A 15,241-nucleotide genomic window follows, 5' to 3' on the forward strand; every position below is an offset into this window, starting at 1 on the left:
CGCCATAGGCTTTTTTGTACCACTCGCCTAGCGAGTGGTTTTGGGATACAAAAACCCGGCCCCGGAGCAGCGCTCCGGGGCCGGGCTTTCTACTGCCAGGGTCCCTGCCCGCCTCCCCGGCTCTGCCAGTCCGCCGGATAGACGAAGTACAAAAACCGGGCGTGGCCGGTGACGGAGAACCGGATGGCGCTGCCCCTGGGGATATAGAGCACCTCCCCCGGCCCGGCGGAGATCTTCTCCCCATTGATGAGCACGTCCAGCCGCCCGCTGACCACGTAGTCCATCTCGTCGTAGTTTAGCGTCCAGGGGAAGGTGGTGTCGGTCATCTCCATGATGCCCGCCCCCAGCCGGGGGGACTGCTCCAGGGTGAACAGATCCCGGGTGTACACCCGGTCGCCCGGGTTCCCCGTGTCCATCCGGTGGCGCTCGTCCACCCCCAGGGCCGGCACGGGCACCGACCGCACCCCGTGGCCTCCGCCTCCGCCGCCCAGGTGCTCCAGCAGCACCTGGCGCACCAGCTCCTCCAGCTCCCGCTTATCCATGGTCTTCCCTCCTGTCCTTTCGGGTGAGCAGCATGGCCGCCGCCACGGCGGTGATACCTCCCACCAGCTTGCCCACGATCATGGGGAAAAGCATGGTGGAGTCAAAGCCCGCCGTGAAGCCCAGGTGGTCGCCAAACACGAAGGAGGCGGACACGGCAAAGGCCACGTTGATGATCTTGCCCCGGCGGTCCATGTCGCTCATCATCTGGAACATGGGGATGTTGTTGGCCAGGGTGGCCACCATGCCGGCGGCGGCCACGTCGTTCATGCCCAGCAGGCCCCCCAGCTTCATCAGGGGCCTGCGGAACACCTTGGTGATCACAAACACCAGGGGGAAGGCACCCGCCAGCACGATGGCGATGTCCCCCACGATTTCCACCCCGTCGGAGATGGGGTTCAGCCCCGGGATCAGGGTGAGGGGGGTCAGCTCCTGGATGATGGCGGCCGCCAGGCCGATGGTGATGATGATGACGATGATTTTGCCGAACACCTGGAAGCCCTTCACCATGCCGTTGGGGGCGAAGAACAGCCCCAGGGCGATGAGCACGGCGATGAGCACGATGGGGATCAGGTTGCGCAGCACCATGCTCAGGGGAAAGCCCGCCGCCAGGCCGCCCACAAAGCTGCCGATGGGCACGGTGACCACGCCGGCCAGCACGCCGGTGGCCAGGTGGGGCCGGTCCTCGGCTTTGATGATGCCCAGGCCCACCGGGATGGTGAACACGATGGTGGGGCCCAGCATGGAGCCCACGATCAGGCCGCCGAACTGGCCCGCCTCCTGGGTGAGGGCCAGCTCCCGGGCCAGGGGGGCACCCCCCATGTCGTTGGCCAGGATGGTGCCGGCAAACATGGCCGGGTCGGCCCCCAGGAACCGGTACACCGGCACCACCACCGGCCGGAGCAGGCTGGCCAGCACCGGCGCCAGGCAGATGATGCCGATCATGGCCAGGGCCAGGGAGCCCATGGCCAGGATGCCCTCCTCAAATTTCTCCCCCAGGCCGAACCTGTTGCCGATGATCCGGTCAACGGCCCCCAGGGCCATGAACAGCACCATGAGGTAGACGATGATCTCGTTGATGGACATTGGTATGTCCCCTTTCCTTGCCTCAAACAAGCGGCAGAGCCGCTTGTTTGAAAGGTTTGCAGCCCTCTGCGCGCGGGCATTGTCCACAATGGCGGACAATGCCCACACTTGCGGGCTGAGCGGTGTTTTCCCCGACGCGCATGTCACCGGGGAAAACGAGATTTGATTGGCTTCCGCCGTCTGCGGACGGCGGAACTCTGCGAGGCAGCTTCAACGCTAAGCGTCTACAATCCCCACAATGGCGGCGTCGATGGGGATCTCTCTCCCCGCCGCCACCCGGGCCGCGCCGCCGGTGGCCACCAGGACGGTCTCCCCCTCCCCGGCCCCCACGCAGTCGGCGCACACCAAGATCCGCTCCCCCACCCGGACGGTCAGAAAGGCCTGCCCCGTCAGGGCGGGGGATTTTTTCGTGGCCCAGACCTTACCGGCCACCTGTCCCAGCAACACAGATTCCCATCTCCCGCAATCGCCGCTCCAGGCCGGCGCATTTCTGATAGATACCCAACGGGGCGGTGCGGCGGTAGCGGCGGTACTCCAGGGCGTCCCGCCCCACCCGCACCCTGGCCCCGGCCAGCAGAGCGGCCAGCACCTCGGTCTCCGCCGCCGTCTGGGGGGCGCAGGCCGCCAGGCGGCCCATGGAGGCCACCGGCAGCCAGGTGATCACCAGCGTCCGTCCCCGCCACTCCAGGGTCATTTCAAAATCAGGCCCCGGTCGCCCTTGCGAAATCCACAGGCATTCGCTTCGTCATAGTCGATATGCACCACGGTGGAGAATTTGGGGGACACCCGCACCTCCACGTCCTCCAGCACCGCCGGGCGGGCGGTGAAGCACCGCAGGCGCACGGTCTGCTTGTCCGCCACGCCGAAGCGGGCGGCGTCCGCCGGGGTCATGTGGATGTGCCGCTTGGCGGCGATCAGGCCCCGCTCCAGCCGGAGCACCCGGTCGCCGTGGCGGAGGGTGATCCCCGGCGTGCCGGCGATGTCGCCGGACAGGTGCACCGGCGGCGTGATCCCCAGGGCCACCCCGTCGGTGAGGGAGATCTCCACCTGGCTCTCCGGCCGCTCCGGGCCCAGGATCACCACGTTGGGGATGCTCCCCTTGGGGCCCTCCAGGGTGACCCGCTCGGCGCAGGCGAACTGCCCCGGCTGGGACAGCTCCTTCACCCGGTTGAGCTGGTAGCCCGCGCCGAACAGGGCCTCCAGATCGTGCCGGGACAGGTGGACGTGCCGCCCGCTGGCCTCGATCCCGATGGTGAGGCGGGCCACGATCTGCTCCGCCAGGGCGGCGGCGTCTATGGTATTAAGCGTGTGCATAGTGTCCCCCCTTGCATTTGCACATGAGAATCCACAGCAGGGAGGACAGCCGGTTGAGCCCCTGGATGATGTCGTCCCTGGTGACCCCGCCGTCCGCGTCCCGGAAGGCGGCGTAGGCCGCCAGCTCGGTCTGCCGGGCCACGGTGCGGGCCCGGTTCACCGCCAGCAGGGCGGGGCCGTCGGTACAGCTGGGCAGGAAGTGGGGCTGCCCCAGGTGCTTGTCCGGGTAGTGGGACACCTCCCGCAGCTGCTCCGCCGTGTAGCCGCACAAGTGGATGGGCCCCACCGGCTCGTCCAGCACGTCGCAGCGGATGAACCGGCGGGTGAAGGCCAGGGCCTCCCCCAGCTCCTCCGCCAGGGCGGCCAGGCCCTCCCCCGCCGCCGCCTGCTGGGCCAGCAGCAGCTCCGCCTCCAGGGCGTCGATCCACCCCCGGAAGGCAATGCGGGGGTGGTCCTTGAACACCAACGTGTTGCCCTTCAGATGGGTCATGTGCTCGGGCTTCTCGTTCAGGGTTGCCCCGAACAGGGTCTGGTACTTGGCGGGGGCCGGCGCGCCGGGGGCGTGCTCCGCCGCCTCCCCCTGTGGGTAGACCACCTCCACCTTATGGGCCCGGAGCCAGTCCCTGGCCCCGGGGGTGAGCACCTCCCCCCGGTTCACCACCACCGGGCCCCGGGTGCCGTTATCCGACATGCGGCGCACGTCCTCCTCGGTCAGGAGCGCCATGGCTTACTCCCCGCCCAGCTCGCCGGAGGCGTGGGGCAGGATGTGGTCCACCTCGGCGTGGGGCCGGGGGATCACGTGGACGGAGATCAGCTCCCCCACCTTCTCCGCCGCCGCGGCCCCGGCGTCGGTGGCCGCCTTCACCGCGCCCACGTCGCCCCGCACCATGACGGTCACCAGGCCGCCGCCCACCTGCTCCTTGCCCACCAGCTGCACGTTGGCGGCCTTCACCATGGCGTCGGCGGCCTCAATGGCCCCCACCAGTCCTCTTGTCTCCACCATGCCCAGCGCGTTTGTGTTTGCCATGCTTCGGTTCCTCCTGTCAGTCGTCTGTTTTGGCTGTTCCGGCTCCCCCGCTGTCTCGGGGGGAGCCGGCTTTGGTTTTTTCGTGTTCCCGCCTCGCCGGGCCTGCTTTTTGGCCGGCTGGGGCGGGTGCTCCGCGGCGTAGCTGCCGGTGCCCGCCCCCCTGTGGGACGGGGCCGCCAGGGCGGCGGACACGGAGACGTGGGGCGCGCCCCCCGCCTCCCCCGCCGGCTGGCCGTTTCCGGCCTGGACGGGGTGGGCCTTGTCGTCCTCCATCCCCTCCGGCTCCTCCGCCGTCAGGGAGTTGGTCAGGGCCTGCACCTCCTGCAAAATCGCCTCGTGGGGATTGAGCAGCACGCCGTCGGCGTTGACCTCGCTCATACGCTCAGCCTCCTCGCAATCTGGCTCACCAGCTCATCCAGCAGGCGCTCGTCCACCACATGGGAGGCGCCCGCCCCGGCAGAGTGGGGCGCGACGGCCCCGGCGCGCCCACCGCCCCTCAGCTCCTCCAGCTCCCGCACGCCCCAGGCCACCCGCTTGATGTTGATGAGATCCAGGGGGCCGATGTTATTGGAGCTGGACGAGCCGCCCACCGCGCCGCACCCCAGGGTGAGGGCGGGGAACAGGCAGGTGGTGGCCCCGATGCCCCCCAGGGAGGCGGGGGTGTTCACCAGCACCCGGCTGGCGGGGACGGCGGCGGCGAAGCGCTTGGCCGTCTCCTGATCCTCGGTGTGGATGGCGAAGGTGTGGCCCGCCCCCTCCCACTCCAGGATCTCCACGCACCGGCGGAGCACCGCCTCCTCGTCGTCCTCCACGTAGTAGGCCAGGATCAGGCCCAGCTTCTCGCTGGAGTAGGGGTAGCCCTTCCCCACGCCGGTCTCCCGGGCCACCAGCACCCGGGCCGTGGGAGGCACCCGGGTGAGCCCCGCCAGCCTGGCCACCGTCTCCACGCTCTTGCCCACGATGGCCGGGTTCATGGTGCCGTTGGGGCGCAGGATGAACCTGGACAGCTGCCGGTGCTCCCCGTCGTCCAGGACATAGGCCCCCTGGGCGCGGAGCTCCGCCGTGACGGCCGCCTCCATGGCCCGCTCCACCACGATGGACTGCTCGCTGGCGCAGATGGTGCCGTTGTCAAAGGTCTTGGACTCCAGAATGCGGCGCACCGCCTGTCGCACGTCCGCCGTGCGGTGGATATAGGCCGGGCCGTTGCCCGCCCCCACGCCGATGGCCGGGGTGCCGGAGGAGTAGGCCGCCTTCACCATGGCCCCGCCTCCGGTGGCCAGGATCAGGCGGGTAAAGTCGTGGCGCATCAGGGTGTTGGTGGCCTCCAGGGTGGGGGTGGTGATGCAGGAGATGCTCCCCGCCGGGGCCCCGGCGCTCTCCGCCGCCCGGCGCACCACGTTCACCGTCTCCAAAATGCAGTTCACCGCGCTGGGGTGGGGGGAGAAAATGATGGGGTTGCCCGCCTTCATGCAGATCATGGACTTGTAGATCACCGTGGAGGTGGGGTTGGTGGAGGGCACCAGCCCCGCCACAATCCCCACCGGCACGCCGATGTCGATGACCCGCTTTTCCGGGTTCTCCGCCAGAATCCCATGGGTCTTCTCGTCCTTGATGGCGTCGTAGAGGGTGAGGGCGGCGAAGCGGTTTTTCAGCTCCTTGTCCGCCTTTCTGCCGAACCCCGTCTCCTCCACCGCCATGTCGGCCAGCCTTTTCGCGTGCTCCGCCGCGGTCTCCGAGATGGCCGCCGTTATTTTGTCCAGCTGCCCCTGGCTCATGCACGCCAGGATTCCCTGGGCCTTTCTGGCCTGCTGGAGCAGCTCTCTCGTCTCCTGAATGGATTGCAGATCCTTGTCCAAATGGTTCACCTCGCCTTGTTTGGCGGCGGGGGCAAGCCCCCGCCGCAGCCTGTAGAAAAGCCTTTAGGCTTTTTCTACAGGCTGCCGGACTTTTTGAACTTTCCAAAAAAGGTTCAAAAAGTCGTTTGATCCAACGCGAAAGACAACCCTGACGGTTTTCTTTCACACTATCTTTCCCTCCGAATCCTCCCCCCAGGAGGGTTCTTCGTCGGCTGTAGCTACATCTGTTTTCCGCGGAATCTGTCCCCGTAGGGCGGGAGCTTGCTCCCGCCGCCCCGTCAGATTTCGCGGGGCCGGGCCGCCACCGCCTTCACCGCCTCGGCAAAGGCCGCGCAGGCGACCCCACCCGGCTCCCGCCGGGCGGGGGCCCCGGATTTCACCCCAATCGCCGGAAGTGAATTCCGGCGATTCCAAGGTTTTGGCTCCGCCAAAACGCTTGACGCGCCTGTCGGCGCGGCTCGCTCCCGCTCGCACGCCGCCTGCGCCCGCCGCTCTTTCGTCAAATCTCTCTCGGCCGGGCCGCCACCGCCTTCACCGCCTCGGCAAAGGCCGCGCAGGCGGCGTTGCACGCGCTCTGGGTACCGGTGAGCAGGCCGCCGCCGAAGTTGGTCTCACTGGGGGGCTCAAAGAGGGCGGCCAGCTCCACGTCGGAGGCCTTCAGCGCCTCGTCCAGGCCCACCACCGCCTCCAGGGGCGGGGCGATCAGGTAGGCTAGGGCCTCCCCTTCCCGCACATGCGCCGTCTTGGACAGGTAGGTGCCCGTGCGGGAGACGGTGTGGGCGAAATAGATGATGGAATCGTCCTCGTTGGCGGAGCGGAAGCCCACCCCGCTGTCCATGAACTCCGCGCAGGCCCGCAGGCCGGACTGCACCTCCGCCGGGTTGGGCCCGGCCAGAATGCCGATCACCTCGCCGGCCAGCTTGGTGGAGGCGTTGGTCGCCCCGGCGTACAGGGAGCGGCCGTACACCACCTCCACGGCGGCGGCCTTGGTGGCCTCGTCCAGGGCGCAGTAGGTCACGTCGTCGCTGTCGGCGGTGATGATGCCGATGGAGCGGTACTGGGGCGGCAGGCCCAGCTTCTCCGCCAGCGTCTCGCTGACGTTGGCGATGGTGTGGGTGGCCAGCACCTTGGCGGGGATCAGATCCCCTGTCATACAATCACTTCCTTCGTTGATGGGCGGCCGGCATATATGCCGGCCCTACGCCCAAAATATCGGCCTTTGCAGGGCCGCCATACATGGCGGCCGCCTGCCGTCAGCGCAGATCAATGCCGCTCGCCTTCCTTTCCAGCATGGTGTGAATCAACTCCGCAATATGGGCGCCCGCCTCCACGGCGGTGGTGCCCCCCTTGTGGATGTTGGAGACCACGGTGCGCTTGGACTCGGGTATGCCGATGTGGGGCTTGTAGGTCAGGTAGGCGGACATGGACTCCGCCGTCACCAGGCCGGGCCGCTCCCCCACCAGCATGCACACCACCTCCGCGCCGGTGAGCTCCCCGATGTGGTCGGAGGCCCCCACCCGGCAGTATTTCACAAACAGCACCTGCCCGGCCTCCAGGCCGTAGGTCTTGAGGCCCGCCTGGATGGCCTGGAGGCAGTCGGCGGCGTTGGCCTCGATGGCGGCGGAGGACAGGCCGTCCCCCACCACCAGGGCCACCTTAGGGCTCTGGCCCAGGGTCTTTTTGATGATGGCCTGGTTGGCCTCGTCGAAGCGGCGGCCCCTGTCTGGCCGGGTCAGGTACTCGTCCTTGTTCTGGCACAGGGTCTGGACGGGGACAAAGCCGTGTTTCTCCACAAAAGCGGCGTCCACGTGGGAGAACACCGAGTCCTGGGCCGCCGCGTGGTCGGCCCGCATCCGCAGCATGGAGATGGTCTTGTACCGGGCCCCCGCCCGCCCCAGTCCCAGCCGGGCCGGGGTGCGCAGCTTCAGATCCAGAAAGGCGGGACCGTTTTTCGGGTGCTCCACCAGGTACTGCCGCCGGAGATCCGTCTCGGTGATGTCCTCCAGGCAGCCGTTCGGGTCAATCTCCGACCTCGGAGGGGCGGGTTTTGCCGAGGCGGATTGGGACGCCCCGGCAGGCTGGCCCGCCAGCTCCAGCACCATGCGCTCCACCAGGGAGCGCAGCTCTTGTTCGTTCATATCGTCACCTCTATCGTATCGGCGGGCGAACACAGTTCGCCCCTACGGAATGAGCGCGGGCGGCGGGGCAAGCCCCCGCCCTGCAGGGTGTGCGTAGGACGCGCCCCACATAGGGGATGTGGACGGGCAGCGCGTCAGAGATGCCGCGCCCTACAAAATATAGGGTGTAGGGGCGGATATCATCCGCCCGCGCTTTCACGCCAGCAGCACCGACGCATCCCCCGCCAGCTCGGTGAGCCTGCCGTTCTCCACAAGGCCCATCTTCTCCAGCCACGCCTGGAAGGGCGGGATGGCGGTGAGGCCGAAGAGCTCCCGCAGGGCGGCGGTCTCGTGGAAGCCGGTGGTCTGGTAGTTGAGCATCACGTCGTCGCCGTGGGGGATGCCCATGAAGTAGTTGCACCCGGCGGCGGTGAGCAGGACAGCCAGATCCTCGATGTCGTTCTGGTCGGCCTTCATGTGGTTGGTGTAGCAGGCGTCGCAGCCCATGGGGATGCCGGTGAGCTTGCCCATGAAGTGGTCCTCCAGGCCCGCCCGGATTACCTGCTTGGAGTTGTACAGGTACTCGGGGCCGATGAAGCCCACCACCGTGTTCACCAGGAAGGGCTGGAACCGCTTGGCAAAGCCGTAGCACCGGGCCTCCATCACCACCTGGTCGGCCCCGTGGTGGGCCTCGGAGGACAGCTCGGAGCCCTGGCCGGTCTCGAAGTACATGACGTTGGGGCCGGTGGCGTTCCCCTCCCGCAGGGCCAGCTGCCGGGCCTCCTCGATCAGCTTGCCGTCCAGGCCGAAGGCCTCGTTGCCCTTCTGGGAGCCGGCGATGGACTGGAAGATCAGGTCGCAGGGGGCCCCCTTGCGCACCGCCTCCATCTGGGTGGTCACGTGGGCCAGCACGCAGATCTGGGTGGGGATGTCCCACCGGGTCTTGATCTCCTGGAACCGGTCCAGCACCCGGCGGACGCTCTCCACGCTGTCGTCCACCGGGTTGAGGCCCAGCACCGCGTCCCCCGCCCCGAAGGTGAGCCCCTCCAGCAGGGAGGCCATGATGCCGTCCGGGTCGTCGGTGGGGTGGTTGGGCTGGAGGCGGCAGGACAGGGTACCCGGCAGGCCGATGGTGGTATTGCAGTGGGCGGTGACCCGGATCTTTTTGGCCGCGTAGATCAGATCCAGGTTGCTCATCAGCTTGGCCACGGCGGCGATCATCTCCGCCGTCAGGCCCCGGCTCACCCGCCGGATGGCGTCGCCGCCGTTCTTCTCGTCCAGCAGCCACTCCCGCAGCTCCGCCACCGTCCAGTGCTTGATCTCGTCGTAGATCTTCTCGTTCACGTCATCCTGGATGATGCGGGTGACCTCGTCCTCCTCATAGGGGACGGCGGGGTGGTTGCGGAGATCCGCCAGGGTCAGGTTGGCCACCACCACCTTGGCCGCCACCCGCTCCTCGGCGTTCTCGGCGGCGATGCCCGCCAGCCGGTCGCCCGACTTCTCCTCGTTGGCTTTGGCCAGGGCGTCCTTCACGGACTTGAATTCGTAGACGTGCCCCAGCAGCTTGGTTTTGAGTATCATGTGATCGCTCCTTAACAGCGGGGGCAAGCCCCCGCCCTACGATTTCTGAAACGCCAGGGTCTTGATGACCACCGGCAGAACGGTCCCGCCCGCCACGGGCGCGCCGATGTCCAGGTAGTCGCCGGAGTCCACCCCCACCCCGTCCAGGCACAAAAGGGGCCCGTCCAGCAGCGGGGCCAGGGCCTGCCCCAGCACCTTGGCCTGGTCGCACTCCACCGCCACGATGGGGACAAATCCCGCCTCCCGCAGGGGGGCGAGCCCGTCGGCCACGCCCCGGGCCAGGGCCTGGATGCGGGCATAGGAAGGGTTGTCCTCCCCCCGGAGAGCCAGCACCAGCTGGCTCAGGCCCCCCTCGTCGGCAAACCACCCCAGCTTGTCCCGGATGGATTGCGCCAGGGCGGCGGCGTCCCCCCGCTCCTCCTGTGCCGTCAATTTGAGGATGGGCAGGTTTTTCAGGGGGAACGGGATGTCCCGGTAGAAGATGGTGGAGCCGGACAGGTCGGTGGCGTGGCTCCCCGCCCCCACCACTGTGGCCCGGATGGTCTCCGCCCCCCGGAACCGCCCCGCCGCCTGGAAGGCCGGGGAGGCGGCGATGGCCCGCCCCAGCAGTACGCCGATGTCGCCGTAGGCTTTCCAGTCGTCGGGGGGGGCGTCGATGCAGTCGGCCACCCCGCCTGAGAAGGACACCACCGGCACGGTCCGGGGCTCCCACCGGGTGCCCTGGGTGAGAAAGGCGTCCATCCTCTCCCGCCCCGGCCGCAGGCCTGCCGCCTGCTCCAGGGCCTCCACCATGGTCTGAATCACCGGGGCCAAGGCCTCCGGCGCGGCGGTATCCCCCACGACTGGAGTCCGGTACGGGGCGGCGGGGGCAAGCCCCCGCCCTACATGTTCCAGGTGCCCGGCGGCCCGGGTGATCACCGGCGACACATAGGTGATCCTTCCGCTGTCCCGGTCCAGCTTAATCAAACGCCCGCCCACGTCCAGGCAGCCGGTCTGCACCAGCTCCCCGTGGGACCAGAGGGACAGGTTGGCGGTACCGCCGCCGATGTCAAAATGCAATATATCTGCGTATTTCTCCCCGGAGTATTCATCCGCACCCGCCCCCCGGGCGGCCAGGATGGACTCCAGGTCGGGCCCGGCGGTGGCCACCACGAAGTCCCCCGCAAAGGCCGACAGGGCGGAGAGCACCTCCCGAGCGTTCTCCTTCCGGGCGGTCTCGCCGGTGATGATCACCGCGCCGGTGGCGATCTCCCCCTTGTCAAAGCCGGATTTCCGGTACTCCTCCTCCACGATGGCCCGCACCCCCTGGGCGTCGATCACCGTGTCCGACAGCAGGGGGGTGAAGTGAATATCGCTACGGTAGAGCACCTCCCGCTCGGCAATGGCCACTTTTGGCACCGAGAAGGGGTTGGCCCGGTTCTCCAGCGTCAGGCGGGAGATCACTAACTGGGTGGTGCTTGTTCCTATGTCGATACCGACAGAAAGCAGGGTCTCCGCCATCACGCCAGCTCCTTCAGCAGGGCCTTCACGTCCTCCGCCGAGGCGCTCCGGGGGTTGGCGGGGGCGCAGAGATCCCCCAGGGCGGCGGCGGTCAGCTCGTCCAGGGCGGCGTGGAGTTGTCTGGTCTCCACCCCGCAGGCCGTCAGCCGGTCGGGCAGCTTGAGCTGGGAGCGCAGCCGGTTCCACCCGGCGGCTAAAGCCCGTGGGTTGGGGGCCAGGCCGCACAGCCGGGCCAGCTGGCCGTATTTGGCCGCCGCCTCCCTGACCGCGGCGTTGAAGCGGAGCATGTGGGGAAAGATCAGGGCGTTGAGCCGCCCGTGGGGCACGTGGAATTTACCCCCCAGGGCATGGGCCAGGCTGTGGCACAGGCCCAGCCCGGCGGCGTTGAAGGCCATGCCCGCCAGGTTGGAGGCCAGGAGCATCTGCCGCTTGGCCCGGCTCTCCCCCTGGCTCTCCCAGGCGGGGCGGAGGTTTTCCCAGGCCAGGGTAAAGGCCTTCTCCGCCAAAGCGTCGGAGTAGGGGGAGGCCCCCTTGGCCACGTAGGCCTCGGCGGCGTGGGTGAGCACGTCCATCCCCGTGTCCGCCGTCACCGCCGGCGGCACCCCCGCCAGCAGGGCGGGGTCCAAAATGGCCTGGTCGGGGAGCAGCTTGTCGTCCACCAGGGGGTACTTGATCCCCCGCACCGGGTCGGTGAGCACGGCGAAGGAGGTGACCTCCGACCCGGTGCCCGCCGTGGTGGGCACCGCCGCGAAGGTGATCTCCCCCAGGGCCCCCAGCTTTTTGCCGAAGAGCAGCATGGCCTTGGCGCAGTCCATGGGGGAGCCGCCGCCGAAGGCCACCACCGTCCGGGGCTTGAAGTCCGCCAGGGCCCGGGCCCCTTTCGCCACCAGGTCGATGGGCGGGTCGGGCACCACCTGGTCGAAAATCTCCACCGTGCGGCCCTTCAGATGGGCCAGCACCTTGTCCAGCAGGCCGGACTTGGCCAGAAAGCCGTCGGTGATCACCAGCACCCGCTCCCCCGGCAGCTCCTCCAGGGCGGCCAGGGCGCCGGTGCCGAAGGTGATCACGGGCTTGACTGCAAATTGTTCCATGGGCGCCTCCCCTGTTTCTTCCTTGCTGGGGTTAGTATGGCGGCCTTGGGAGAAGTTATGCGGCCCCGCACGGTGTTTTTCCACAAATCCGGGCCCTTCTTTTGGGCACAATCTCCCCTTTACAAGGGCGGGCGGTTGGCGTATGATGGAGATGAAAAAAAGTTTGCCTCAAACACTTTTTGTTTGAGGCAAACCGAAACAGACAAGGAGGGGGCCTATGCGCACCATCATCCAGAACGGCACCGTGGTCACCGAGTCCGCCGCCTTTGCCGCCGACGTGCTCATCGAAAACGGCGTGATCCAGGCGGTTGGGAAGGGCCTGGACGCCCGGGGCGCCCATTGCATCGACGTCGCCGGGAAATACATCCTGCCCGGCGGGGTGGACGTGCACACCCACATGGATCTCCAGGCCGGGGCCCACCGGGCGGTGGACGACTTCTACACCGGCACCGTGGCCGCCGCCTGCGGCGGCACCACCACCATTGTGGATCACATGGCCTTCGGGCCCAAGGGCTGCTCCCTGTGGCACCAGGTGGAGGAGTACCACCGGCTGGCCGACGGGAAAGCGGTGATCGACTACGGCTTCCACGGGGTGCTCCAGCACGTGAACGACCAGATCCTCCGGGAGATGGGGGAGATTGCCGACCGAGAGGGCATCACCAGCTTCAAGGCTTACCTGACCTATGACGACCGCCTGGACGACAGCGCCCTGTTCCAGGTGCTCCGGCAGGCCAAGGAGGACGGTCTGGTCATCCCCGCCCACTGCGAGAACGACGGGGTGGTGAACTTCCTGCGGGGCTGGTACAAGTCCCAGGGCCTGACGGCCCCCATCTACCACGCCAGAAGCCGCCCCGCCGGGTGCGAGGCGGAGGCGGTGAGCCGCCTGCTCCACCTGGCCGCCCTGGCCGGGGAGGCGCCGGTGTACGTGGTGCACCTGTCCAGCGCCGCCGGGCTGGCGGAGGTGCGCAAGGCCAGGGCCGCCGGGCAGCGGCACTTCGGGGTGGAGACCTGCACCCAGTATCTCACCCTCACCGAGGAGGCCTACAGCGACCCCCAGGAGGGCTTGAAGGCCATTATGTCCCCGCCCCTGCGTACCGGGGCGGACTGCGAGGCCCTGTGGGGCGGGCTGGCCGACGGCTCCGTCGACGCGGTGGCCACCGACCACTGCCCCTTCCGCTTCGCCGTAGAGAAGCAGTATGGTGCGGGCGACTTCACTGCCTGCCCCAACGGGGCCCCCGGCGTGGAGGAGCGGCTGCCGGTGCTCTACTCAGAGGGGGTGGCCAAGGGCCGCATCACCCTCCCCCAGCTGGTGCGCCTGGCCTGCACCGAGCCCAGCCGGCTCTATGGTCTCTACCCCCAAAAGGGCACCATTCAGCCCGGCGCCGACGCCGACGTGGTGATTCTGGACCCCAACGGGACGCGCACCCTCACCCAGTCCACCCTCCACTCCGCGGCGGACTACACCTGCTACGAGGGCATGGAGCTTCAGGGAAAGATCGACCTGGTGCTCTCCCACGGCGAGGTGATCGTACAGGACAACCAGTTCCTGGGCCGGAAGGGCGCAGGCCGCTACCTCAAACGGGGCCGCAGCTGCCTGGCGGAATAGCGGCGGCCGGCTCTGAAAAATCTGTGCCGATGCGGCAGTTTTCTCCACAAAAACCCCGGCGGGAGGCTTGAAAACCCCCGCCGGGGTATGATATAGTATCATGGTATTCTGATGAGCGCCCCATCCTGGCGGATGTGGTTCTTTTTATGATGGGAGGAATCTGCCCTGTTTGACGGACTGCTGTTTGATCTGGATGGGACGCTGTGGGACAGTGTGGACGCCATCTGCGTCTCCTGGAATCAGGCGCTGGAGCGCCTGGCGCCCCAATATGCCGGCACTGTCACCAGGGAGCGGCTCCAGCCCTGCATGGGCATGCTGCTGCCCGACATCCTCAACCGCCTGGTGCCCGAGCTGGATCAGGAGAAGATGCAGCCCGTCCTGGATCAGATCCTGGCGGAGGAAAACCGCTATGTGGCTGAATACGGCGGCATTCTCTTCCCCGGGGAGGAGGAGGTGCTGGCCTCTCTGTCCGGCCGGTACCGGCTCTTTATCGTCAGCAACTGCCAGGACGGGTATATTGAGGCCTTTTTCCAGGCCCACGGCCTGGGGAAGTACTTTGCCGACTTCGAGAACCCCGGCCGCACCGGCCTGCCCAAGGCGGACAACATCGCCCTGGTGGTGGAGCGCAACGGCCTGAGGCGGCCCCTCTACATCGGGGACACCCAGGGGGATTTTGACGCGGCGGCCAAAGCCGGCGTGCCCTTCCTCCACGCCGCCTACGGCTTCGGGCAGATTGACCGGCCAGTGCCCCGGGCGGAAACCTTCCGGGACATCCCCTCCGCCGTGGCCGCCCTGGAAGCCGAAGCCCCCACGTAGAACGCGCCGCCCCAAACCGCGAACCATTTGCTTCCGCATAAACGCGAAAGTTCATCCCCTCCGCCGGACTTCGGCGAGGGCCCAAGCTACCGTGACTGCCTTGATATTTCGGCGGCATGGCACCGATGGCGGCCCGGCGGGCGCACCCGGTACAGCGCAGCGGCCATCAAGGCTTGCCGGGTAATCCCGATGCGTGCCGCCCGGGGCGCGGCAGCGCCTGTAGCGAAGCCACCGGGAAAACGGGCGGCAATGCCGGCCCGGTTCCTGCCCTGTCTGTACAGCCCACCGCCGCCATGAACCCCCGTTTTTGGGGGGCTGGGGGTGAAACCCCCGCCCCTTCTTTCCCCCCATTTCTTCGGGAAGAAATGGGGGCGCCCGCCGCGCAGGCGCGCCCCCGGGGGAGCCCCCGGTAATCGAACGGTGCGTCAAGGATGCCGCGCCCTACGGCTTCGGCTGAGGCCCCATTGGGCGGGCGGATGATATCCGCCCCTACGGGCCTTGCCGGTGAGATAACCGCACCGGCCGCGACATCCCATCAGAAAGCCAAGGACAGAATACAAGGAGGAATTTTACCTTGTCATTATACGAAAAAGAGATTAACCGCCGGCGGACGTTCGCCATTATCAGCCACCCCGACGCCGGCAAGACCACCCTGACGGAGAAGTTCCTGCTCTACGGCGGGGCCATCGCCCAGGCCGGCCAGGTGA

At 67.8% G+C, this 15,241-nt stretch carries 16 protein-coding genes; 3 read left to right on the top strand and 13 right to left on the bottom strand.

Features of this window, described 5'->3' with window-relative positions:
- Nucleotides 1-89: 89 nt before the first annotated feature.
- From QZ378_RS09145 to QZ378_RS09205, 13 genes are all read right to left on the bottom strand, one after another.
- Complete coding sequence (locus tag QZ378_RS09145) at nt 90-542, bottom strand: cupin domain-containing protein (protein ID WP_291258045.1); 453 nt, start codon at nt 540-542, stop codon at nt 90-92.
- On the bottom strand, nt 535-1,626 hold the full coding sequence (eutH, locus tag QZ378_RS09150; RefSeq protein WP_291258046.1) for an ethanolamine utilization protein EutH: 1,092 nt from the start codon (nt 1,624-1,626) through the stop codon (nt 535-537). The genes QZ378_RS09145 and eutH overlap by 8 nt, the downstream gene beginning before the upstream one ends.
- 216 nt (nt 1,627-1,842) lie before the next feature.
- Complete coding sequence (locus QZ378_RS09155) at nt 1,843-2,073, bottom strand: EutN/CcmL family microcompartment protein (protein ID WP_191528760.1); 231 nt, start codon at nt 2,071-2,073, stop codon at nt 1,843-1,845.
- On the bottom strand, nt 2,048-2,320 hold the full coding sequence (locus tag QZ378_RS09160; protein WP_191379691.1) for a hypothetical protein: 273 nt from the start codon (nt 2,318-2,320) through the stop codon (nt 2,048-2,050). The genes QZ378_RS09155 and QZ378_RS09160 overlap by 26 nt, the downstream gene beginning before the upstream one ends.
- Nucleotides 2,317-2,940 carry a phosphate propanoyltransferase gene (locus tag QZ378_RS09165; RefSeq protein ID WP_291258047.1) on the bottom strand — a complete coding sequence of 208 codons (624 nt, stop codon included), beginning with the start codon at nt 2,938-2,940 and terminating at the stop codon, nt 2,317-2,319. The genes QZ378_RS09160 and QZ378_RS09165 overlap by 4 nt, the downstream gene beginning before the upstream one ends.
- Nucleotides 2,927-3,664: an ATP-binding protein gene (locus tag QZ378_RS09170; RefSeq protein WP_191528758.1), complete on the bottom strand. Its 738-nt coding sequence runs from the start codon at nt 3,662-3,664 to the stop codon at nt 2,927-2,929. The genes QZ378_RS09165 and QZ378_RS09170 overlap by 14 nt, the downstream gene beginning before the upstream one ends.
- Before the next feature lie 3 nt (nt 3,665-3,667).
- Nucleotides 3,668-3,967, bottom strand: coding sequence for an ethanolamine utilization microcompartment protein EutM (eutM, locus tag QZ378_RS09175; RefSeq protein ID WP_087238277.1), 300 nt, complete (start codon nt 3,965-3,967; stop codon nt 3,668-3,670).
- 374 nt (nt 3,968-4,341) lie between these two features.
- Nucleotides 4,342-5,832 carry an acetaldehyde dehydrogenase (acetylating) gene (locus QZ378_RS09180; RefSeq protein WP_291258048.1) on the bottom strand — a complete coding sequence of 497 codons (1,491 nt, stop codon included), beginning with the start codon at nt 5,830-5,832 and terminating at the stop codon, nt 4,342-4,344.
- Nucleotides 5,833-6,322: 490 nt separating this feature from the next.
- Nucleotides 6,323-6,976, bottom strand: a complete 654-nt coding sequence (gene eutL / locus QZ378_RS09185) for an ethanolamine utilization microcompartment protein EutL (protein ID WP_191379695.1) — start codon at nt 6,974-6,976, stop codon at nt 6,323-6,325.
- A 100-nt stretch (nt 6,977-7,076) separates the two neighbouring features.
- The gene (gene eutC, locus QZ378_RS09190) at nt 7,077-7,961 is read right to left on the bottom strand and encodes an ethanolamine ammonia-lyase subunit EutC (protein ID WP_291258049.1); all 885 of its coding nucleotides are present in this window, start codon (nt 7,959-7,961) and stop codon (nt 7,077-7,079) included.
- A gap of 195 nt (nt 7,962-8,156) precedes the next feature.
- Nucleotides 8,157-9,521 (bottom strand): ethanolamine ammonia-lyase subunit EutB, encoded by a 1,365-nt coding sequence (locus tag QZ378_RS09195; protein WP_291258050.1) that lies wholly within the window; start codon nt 9,519-9,521, stop codon nt 8,157-8,159.
- A gap of 36 nt (nt 9,522-9,557) precedes the next feature.
- On the bottom strand, nt 9,558-11,021 hold the full coding sequence (locus QZ378_RS09200; protein WP_291258051.1) for an ethanolamine ammonia-lyase reactivating factor EutA: 1,464 nt from the start codon (nt 11,019-11,021) through the stop codon (nt 9,558-9,560).
- A complete protein-coding gene (locus QZ378_RS09205; protein WP_291258052.1) occupies nt 11,021-12,112 on the bottom strand; it encodes a 1-propanol dehydrogenase PduQ in 1,092 nt (363 codons plus the stop codon). Before QZ378_RS09205 ends, QZ378_RS09200 begins: the two co-directional genes overlap by 1 nt.
- Nucleotides 12,113-12,329: 217 nt before the next feature.
- Here QZ378_RS09205 and hydA point away from each other — a divergent pair, with 217 nt between their 5' ends.
- From hydA to QZ378_RS09220, 3 genes are all read left to right on the top strand, one after another.
- Complete coding sequence (hydA, locus tag QZ378_RS09210) at nt 12,330-13,718, top strand: dihydropyrimidinase (protein WP_291258053.1); 1,389 nt, start codon at nt 12,330-12,332, stop codon at nt 13,716-13,718.
- A 180-nt stretch (nt 13,719-13,898) separates the two neighbouring features.
- The gene (locus tag QZ378_RS09215) at nt 13,899-14,534 is read left to right on the top strand and encodes an HAD family hydrolase (protein WP_366935192.1); all 636 of its coding nucleotides are present in this window, start codon (nt 13,899-13,901) and stop codon (nt 14,532-14,534) included.
- A gap of 574 nt (nt 14,535-15,108) precedes the next feature.
- A partial coding sequence (locus tag QZ378_RS09220; RefSeq protein WP_291258055.1) for a GTP-binding protein occupies nt 15,109-15,241 on the top strand: 133 nt, incomplete at its 3' end.

Source organism: Flavonifractor sp., assembly GCF_019422385.1.
GTDB classification, from domain to species: Bacteria; Bacillota; Clostridia; order Oscillospirales; family Oscillospiraceae; genus Flavonifractor; species Flavonifractor avistercoris.

Excerpts from the sequence above, each read along its gene's own strand:
- QZ378_RS09165 (WP_291258047.1), bottom strand. The coding sequence starts at position 2,940 with ATGCACACGCTTAATACCATAGACGCCGCCGCCCTGGCGGAGCAGATC.
- eutC (WP_291258049.1), bottom strand. The coding sequence starts at position 7,961 with ATGAACGAACAAGAGCTGCGCTCCCTGGTGGAGCGCATGGTGCTGGAG.
- QZ378_RS09205 (WP_291258052.1), bottom strand. The coding sequence starts at position 12,112 with ATGGAACAATTTGCAGTCAAGCCCGTGATCACCTTCGGCACCGGCGCC.
- eutM (WP_087238277.1), bottom strand. The coding sequence starts at position 3,967 with ATGGCAAACACAAACGCGCTGGGCATGGTGGAGACAAGAGGACTGGTG.
- eutH (WP_291258046.1), bottom strand. The coding sequence starts at position 1,626 with ATGTCCATCAACGAGATCATCGTCTACCTCATGGTGCTGTTCATGGCC.
- QZ378_RS09145 (WP_291258045.1), bottom strand. The coding sequence starts at position 542 with ATGGATAAGCGGGAGCTGGAGGAGCTGGTGCGCCAGGTGCTGCTGGAG.
- QZ378_RS09170 (WP_191528758.1), bottom strand. The coding sequence starts at position 3,664 with ATGGCGCTCCTGACCGAGGAGGACGTGCGCCGCATGTCGGATAACGGC.
- QZ378_RS09195 (WP_291258050.1), bottom strand. The coding sequence starts at position 9,521 with ATGATACTCAAAACCAAGCTGCTGGGGCACGTCTACGAATTCAAGTCC.
- eutL (WP_191379695.1), bottom strand. The coding sequence starts at position 6,976 with ATGACAGGGGATCTGATCCCCGCCAAGGTGCTGGCCACCCACACCATC.
- hydA (WP_291258053.1), top strand. The coding sequence starts at position 12,330 with ATGCGCACCATCATCCAGAACGGCACCGTGGTCACCGAGTCCGCCGCC.
- QZ378_RS09200 (WP_291258051.1), bottom strand. The coding sequence starts at position 11,021 with ATGGCGGAGACCCTGCTTTCTGTCGGTATCGACATAGGAACAAGCACC.
- QZ378_RS09160 (WP_191379691.1), bottom strand. The coding sequence starts at position 2,320 with ATGACCCTGGAGTGGCGGGGACGGACGCTGGTGATCACCTGGCTGCCG.